The 3,353-nt window shown below is 58.0% G+C and carries 3 protein-coding genes; all 3 read left to right on the plus strand.

Translation table 11 applies throughout. The features are described from left to right. The coding region (gene atpD, locus AC1DH9_RS25485) for a F0F1 ATP synthase subunit beta (protein WP_477809014.1) at window positions 1–1,243 on the plus strand (1,243 nt) is incomplete at its 5' end. Window positions 1,244–1,287: 44 nt separating this feature from the next. After that, a complete protein-coding gene (locus AC1DH9_RS25490) occupies window positions 1,288–1,713 on the plus strand; it encodes a F0F1 ATP synthase subunit epsilon (protein WP_216742487.1) in 426 nt (141 codons plus the stop codon). Between the two features lie 117 nt (window positions 1,714–1,830). After that, on the plus strand, window positions 1,831–3,198 hold the full coding sequence (gene glmU, locus AC1DH9_RS25495; protein WP_427541418.1) for a bifunctional UDP-N-acetylglucosamine diphosphorylase/glucosamine-1-phosphate N-acetyltransferase GlmU: 1,368 nt from the start codon (window positions 1,831–1,833) through the stop codon (window positions 3,196–3,198). Window positions 3,199–3,353 lie beyond the last annotated feature (155 nt).

Genomic DNA, 3,353 nt, shown 5'->3' on the forward strand with positions numbered 1-3,353 from the left:
GGGCGACGGYGTGGTTCGTACCATTGCGATGGGYTCCACCGARGGCTTGAAGCGCGGTCTGGAMGTCAMYRACWCTGGCGCAGCCATCTCCGTACCGGTCGGTAAAGCGACTCTGGGCCGGATCATGGACGTACTGGGCAACCCGATCGACGAAGCTGGCCCGATTGACACCGAAGAACGCTGGGGCATTCATCGTCCTGCGCCATCCTTCGCTGAGCAAGCTGGCGGCAACGACCTGCTGGAAACCGGCATCAAGGTTATCGACCTGGTTTGCCCGTTCGCCAAGGGCGGTAAAGTCGGTCTGTTCGGTGGTGCCGGTGTAGGCAAAACCGTAAACATGATGGAACTGATCCGTAACATCGCCATCGAGCACAGTGGTTATTCCGTGTTCGCCGGTGTGGGTGAGCGTACTCGTGAGGGTAACGACTTCTACCACGAGATGAAGGATTCCAACGTTCTGGACAAAGTGGCACTGGTTTACGGTCAGATGAACGAGCCGCCGGGAAACCGTCTGCGCGTAGCTCTGACCGGCCTGACCATGGCCGAGAAGTTCCGTGACGAAGGTAACGACGTTCTGCTGTTCGTCGACAACATCTATCGTTACACCCTGGCCGGTACTGAAGTATCCGCACTGCTGGGCCGTATGCCTTCTGCAGTAGGTTACCAGCCGACCCTGGCTGAAGAGATGGGCACTCTGCAAGAGCGCATCACTTCCACCAAAAACGGTTCGATCACCTCGATCCAAGCGGTATACGTACCTGCGGATGACTTGACTGACCCGTCGCCAGCGACCACCTTCGCCCACTTGGACGCCACTGTCGTTCTGTCCCGTGACATCGCTTCCCTGGGTATCTACCCAGCGGTAGATCCACTGGATTCGACTTCGCGTCAGCTGGACCCGAACGTGATCGGTCAGGACCACTACGACACCGCTCGCGGCGTTCAGTATGTTCTGCAGCGTTACAAAGAACTGAAGGACATCATTGCGATCCTGGGTATGGACGAGCTGTCGGAAACCGACAAGCAGTTGGTATCCCGCGCTCGTAAGATCCAGCGCTTCYTGTCGCAGCCGTTCTTCGTKGCYGAAGTCTTCACCGGTGCATCGGGTAAATACGTTTCCCTGAAAGACACCATTGCTGGCTTCAAAGGCATCCTCAACGGTGACTACGACCACCTGCCAGAACAAGCGTTCTACATGGTCGGCGGCATCGAAGAAGCGATCGAGAAAGCCAAGAAACTGTAATCCCGGCGCCCGGCAACGGGCGCTAATCAGGTTGAGGCAAGCAGATGGCTATGACAGTCCATTGCGATATCGTCAGCGCGGAAGGAGAAATCTTTTCCGGTCTGGTCGAGATGGTGATTGCGCACGGCAGCCTGGGTGATCTTGGTATCGCTCTGGGTCACGCACCGCTGATCACTGAACTCAAGCCAGGTCCGATCCGCCTGATAAAACAGGGTGGGGAAACCGAGGTGTTTTACATCTCCGGTGGTTACCTCGAGGTTCAGCCGAACATGGTCAAGGTTCTTGCCGACACCGTGCAACGTGCTGCCGACCTGGACGAAGCCTCCGCTCAGCTAGCCGTTCAGGCTGCTGAGAAGGCCTTGCATGAAAGAGGCGCCGAGTTCGACTACGGTTCCGCTGCCGCTCGTCTGGCCGAGGCGACAGCTCAGCTGCGCACCGTCCAGCAGATCCGCAAGAAGTTCGGCGGCTGATAAGCCTCCCGCTTGTTGTGTGATTGATTAAAAAGGGTAGCCTCGGCTACCCTTTTTCTTTTTTTGCAATTTACCTCTTGGTCGCAGCCGCTGACCATCCAGGATTGGTAGCCAGTCATGTCTCTAGAAATCGTTATTCTCGCTGCCGGTCAAGGCACTCGCATGCGTTCAGCTCTGCCGAAGGTGCTACACCCGGTGGCGGGGAACTCCATGCTTGGCCATGTTATCCACAGCGCCCGCCAACTTGATCCACAGCGCATTCACGTGGTGATTGGCCATGGCGCCGACGCGGTACGCGAGCGTCTGGCAGCAGATGACTTGAACTTCGTGTTGCAGGACAAACAGCTCGGCACAGGACACGCAGTGGCCCAGGCTGTGCCGTTCATTACCGCCGATACCGTATTGATCCTTTACGGTGACGTGCCGCTGATCGAAGTCCCGACCCTGCAACGCCTGCTCAAGCTCGTGGCGCCAATGCAGATGGGGCTGTTGACCGTCGAGCTCGATGACCCGACGGGTTATGGCCGTATCGTGCGCAACGCTGACGGGCGGGTGACCGCTATCGTCGAGCATAAAGATGCCAGCGAAGCCGAGCGTACGATCACTGAAGGCAACACCGGTATTCTCGCGGTGCCGGCCAGTCATCTGGGGGACTGGATGAGCCGGCTCTCCAACAACAATGCGCAGGGCGAGTACTACCTGACCGACGTGATCGCCATGGCAGTCAGCGACGGCCTGATCGTGGACACTGAGCAACCTCACGACGCGATGGAAGTGCAGGGCGCCAATGACCGCAAACAGCTCGCCGAGCTTGAGCGTCACTATCAGTTGCGCGAAGGCCGTCGACTGATGGCCCAAGGCGTGACATTGCGCGATCCGGCACGGTTTGATGTGCGCGGTGAAGTGACAGTCGGCCGTGATGTGCTGATCGACATCAACGTGATTCTCGAAGGTCGCGTGGTCATCGAAGACGACGTGGTCATCGGCCCGAACTGCGTGATCAAGGACAGCACCCTGCGCAAGGGCGTAATCATCAAGGCCAACAGCCACATCGAAGGCGCGGTATTGGGCGAGGGCAGCGATGCCGGTCCGTTCGCACGCTTGCGTCCGGGAACTGTGCTGGAAGCCCGCGCCCATGTGGGTAACTTCGTCGAATTGAAGAATGCCCATCTGGGTGAAGGCGCCAAGGCCGGCCACCTGACCTACCTGGGCGATGCCGAAGTCGGCGCGCGCACCAACATTGGCGCCGGCACCATCACCTGCAACTATGATGGCGTCAACAAGTGGAAGACGGTCCTGGGTGAAGACGTATTCATTGGCTCCAACAACTCGTTGGTAGCGCCTGTGGATATCCTGGACGGTGCGACTACTGCGGCGGGTTCGACGATTACCTCGACTGTGGATAAGTCTCAGTTGGCCGTTGGTCGGGCTCGGCAGAAAAATATCGATGGTTGGAAGCGTCCGGTGAAAGTCCAGAAGAGCTGAGTTATCCACAGATCAATGATCGGCCGAAGTTATTCACAGCCTGATCCATTGCCTTCACGAACAAGCAAACTCGCCCGGCCCTTCCCACAGATATTGCACATCAATCTGTGGGATGGGCCGGGCGACGTTCGCTTGCTCGCGAATAGATTAACCAC

The organism is Pseudomonas sp. 05T35, from assembly GCF_056396605.1.